The 2,882-nt window shown below is 66.1% G+C and carries 3 protein-coding genes and 1 pseudogene; 1 reads left to right on the top strand and 3 read right to left on the bottom strand.

Annotation, left to right across the window (positions count from 1 at the left end; all coding sequences use genetic code 11):
- Together ASE28_RS27670 and ASE28_RS27665 are read right to left on the bottom strand one after the other, a co-directional pair.
- A partial coding sequence (locus ASE28_RS27670) for an MCP four helix bundle domain-containing protein (protein ID WP_157422160.1) occupies window positions 1-786 on the bottom strand: 786 nt, incomplete at its 3' end.
- 78 nt (window positions 787-864) lie between these two features.
- Window positions 865-1,386, bottom strand: a complete 522-nt coding sequence (locus ASE28_RS27665) for a chemotaxis protein CheW (RefSeq protein ID WP_057269346.1) — start codon at window positions 1,384-1,386, stop codon at window positions 865-867.
- A gap of 298 nt (window positions 1,387-1,684) precedes the next feature.
- Between ASE28_RS27665 and ASE28_RS27660 the strand changes: the two genes are divergently transcribed.
- Window positions 1,685-2,497 carry an alpha/beta fold hydrolase gene (locus ASE28_RS27660; protein ID WP_057269345.1) on the top strand — a complete coding sequence of 271 codons (813 nt, stop codon included), beginning with the start codon at window positions 1,685-1,687 and terminating at the stop codon, window positions 2,495-2,497.
- Between the two features lie 87 nt (window positions 2,498-2,584).
- Here ASE28_RS27660 and ASE28_RS32540 read toward each other — a convergent pair.
- Window positions 2,585-2,882: pseudogene (locus ASE28_RS32540) on the bottom strand (methyl-accepting chemotaxis protein); the annotation flags it as partial.

Here is a 2,882-nt window from a genome sequence, read left to right as displayed (position 1 = left end):
GGCCACGGTGGCCACCAGGCTTTGCTGCATGCGCTGCAGGGCGCTGAGCAGGTGGCCGGTTTCGTCGCGGGATTGCACGACGATGTCGCCGCTCAGGTCGCCGGCGGCGACGCGGTCGGCAGCCTGTACCGCCTGGGCCAGGGGGCGGGTGATGGAGCGGATGAGCCACACCGCCGCCAAGACTGCCAGCAGGATCGCGAACGCGGCTGCAGCCCACATCACGAAACGCGCATTGAGGTAGATCGAAGCGGCGCTGGCGCTAGCGGCCCTGGCACCAGCGCCGTTCAATGCCGCGAGTTTCTTCAGGGTATCAATCGACTCCATGTACCACTTGCGCGATTCGCCCTGCAAAAACGCAAAAGCCTGCTCGCTCTCGTTCTTGCGCGACAGCTCCAGCAGCTTCACGGCAGACTCGCCATAACCCTTGCGCGCCTGTACATAGGTTTCATACAGCTTGCGTTCCGCATCGCTGGCGATCAAGCCTTCGTAGGTGTCCTCTGTCGTCTTGATCTCGGCGCGCATACCCTCCATCGCTTTTTCCACCTGACCCTTGGCCGAAGGGTCCTGGGTGGTCAGATGCCGGAATTCATTGAGCCGCGCTTCTGCCAGTTGGGCGTCGAGCCGATTCACCAACTCGACACTGGGCAGCCAATTTTCGGTGATGTCCGACGTACTGCCATAAATCGCGGTCAGTTGCGACAGCGCTGTGGCGATGACTGCGAGCAGCAGCAGTACAAGGGCGCCAAAGGTGCCCGCCATGCGAGTCGATATCTTGAGATTGTTCATGGTGTCGTTTCCAGAAAATACCTGACTGGTCCACAGCGCACCAGTCCACTGCCGACTTCTGCGCCGCCTGCCTTTGTATCAGGTCGCCGCAGCCTTCACCAGCCCGATGTCGGCACTGCACAGCAGCGCCTCGATGTCCATCAGGATCAGCATGCGCTCACCCACGCTGGCAATGCCGGTGACAAAGGCAGGGTCCAGGTTGCCATGGGGCTCGAACTGCGGCACGGGCTTGATGAGTTCCGGGGCCAGGGTGACCACGTCGGCCACGGCATCCACCACGGCACCGACCAGCAAGGACCCCAGGTCCAGGATGATGACCACCGTGAAGTCGGTGTAGCTCGCCTCGGGACAGTGCAGCTTCATGCGCAGGTCCAGGATGGGCACTATGCGCCCGCGCAGGTCGATCACCCCCTTGATGAAATCCGGCGAATGGGCCAGGCGGGTGGGCTGCTCGTAGGAGCGGATTTCCTGCACCCGAAGGATGTCGATGCCGTACTCCTCCGCGCCGAGGCGAAAGCTGAGGTACTCCCGCGCACGCCCGGCAGGTGGGGCATTGCGGGAAGTGATTTCAGGCGAGGCTTCAGCAAGGGGTTGGTTCATGGCGGGTGTCTTCGGGATGGAAAAGCATGCACCCGGTTGAGGAATTGCAGGCACTCCCAAAAGCATAGCAGCAAAAATTTACATTTCATAACAAAAACCCGGCCAGACGCCGATTGCTGCAAGCCCGGCCCCCGCCTCATTGGAGAGCTACCTCCACTCCCGGAGAGGGTTCAGGCGCAAAAAAATGTTACCGTTACCCGGGCTGTCGAATGGCAAGCCGCTGCGCAGCTGGCGCCCCCGCCGCCGCACCGCCCCTGACGCCGCCGGGCAGTTGCCTTGTGCCCCATGGAATGACCTGATGACGCTGTTCACCAAAAAAGAGAAGAACCCCCACCACATGCCTGCCCCCGGCCTGCCCTTGCTGGCGCTGGAGCTGCGCGCGCCCTGGGAATTCGGGGCGGTGCTGCCTGCCTGGCCGGTGCTGCAGCGCGCCCCCCGGGGCGATGGGCATACCGTGATCGTCTTCCCCGGGCTTACGGCCGGGGACGCCACCACGGCCCCGCTGCGCCGCTACCTGGAATCGCGCAGCTATGACACCCAGGGCTGGGGACAGGGGCTGAACCTGGGCCCGCGCGAAGGCGTGCTGGACAACGCCAAACAGCAGTTGCAGCAGGCCGCGCAGCGCAGTGGGGGCAAGGTGAGCCTGGTGGGCTGGAGCCTGGGCGGCATCTATGCCCGCGAGCTGTCCAAGGAACTGCCCGACCTGGTGCGCTGCGTGGTGACACTGGGCACGCCCTTTGCCGGGCCCCACACTTCCACCAATGCCTGGCGCATCTACCAGTTCGCCAGCGGCCGCAGCATCGAGCGCGAGACCGAGAACTACAACCTGCCCGAGGCCCCGCCCGTGCCCACCACCAGCATCTACTCGCGCAGCGATGGCGTGGTGGCCTGGCGTGGCAGCCTGCAGGCGCCCGCAGCGCACAACCCACACACCGAGAACATCGAGGTGGTGGCCAGCCATTTCGGCATCGGCCTGAACCCGAGCGCCTGGTGGGTGGTGGCCGACCGGCTGGCCCAGCCGCAGGGGCCGGGAGCCGCGTGGCAGGCCTTCAAACGCCCTGCCCTGCCGGGGCTGCAGCTGGTGTTTCCGGATCCGCACCGGCCACGCTGAACGCGGCCCGCACCGGTCCAGGCGTGAAAAACCCGCCGACGGCGGGTTGAAAGAGAGGACGGCCCAGGGACAGCCTGCGGCCTTCAATCAGAAGCTTTCCCACTCATCATCCCCACCCCCGGCCGCCTTGGCCGGCGCCTTGGGTGCCGCTGCCGCTGCAGGGCTTGCCGCCGCTGCGGCCTTGGGCGCCGCCAGCCGGCTGGCCGCCGGGGCCTTGGCCGCTGGCCTGGAGGTTACGGCCGCGCGCGCTGCCGGTGCCGCCATGGCCACCGGCTTGCGCACCGCTGGGGCCGGTGCAGTTGCCGCGCTGCGCTGGTTGGCGGCACCGCTGCCATCGCCCGCCAGCCTGAACACCGCCACCGCGTTCACCAGTTCGCCCGCCTGG

The organism is Acidovorax sp. Root219 (assembly GCF_001428665.1).
In the GTDB taxonomy this organism is placed as follows: Bacteria; Pseudomonadota; Gammaproteobacteria; order Burkholderiales; family Burkholderiaceae_C; genus Acidovorax.
Note: the sequence above shows the minus strand (reverse complement) of the source record. Positions and strands in the feature narration are given on the sequence as shown.

Excerpts from the sequence above, each read along its gene's own strand:
- ASE28_RS27665 (WP_057269346.1), bottom strand. The coding sequence starts at position 1,386 with ATGAACCAACCCCTTGCTGAAGCCTCGCCTGAAATCACTTCCCGCAAT.
- ASE28_RS27660 (WP_057269345.1), top strand. The coding sequence starts at position 1,685 with ATGACGCTGTTCACCAAAAAAGAGAAGAACCCCCACCACATGCCTGCC.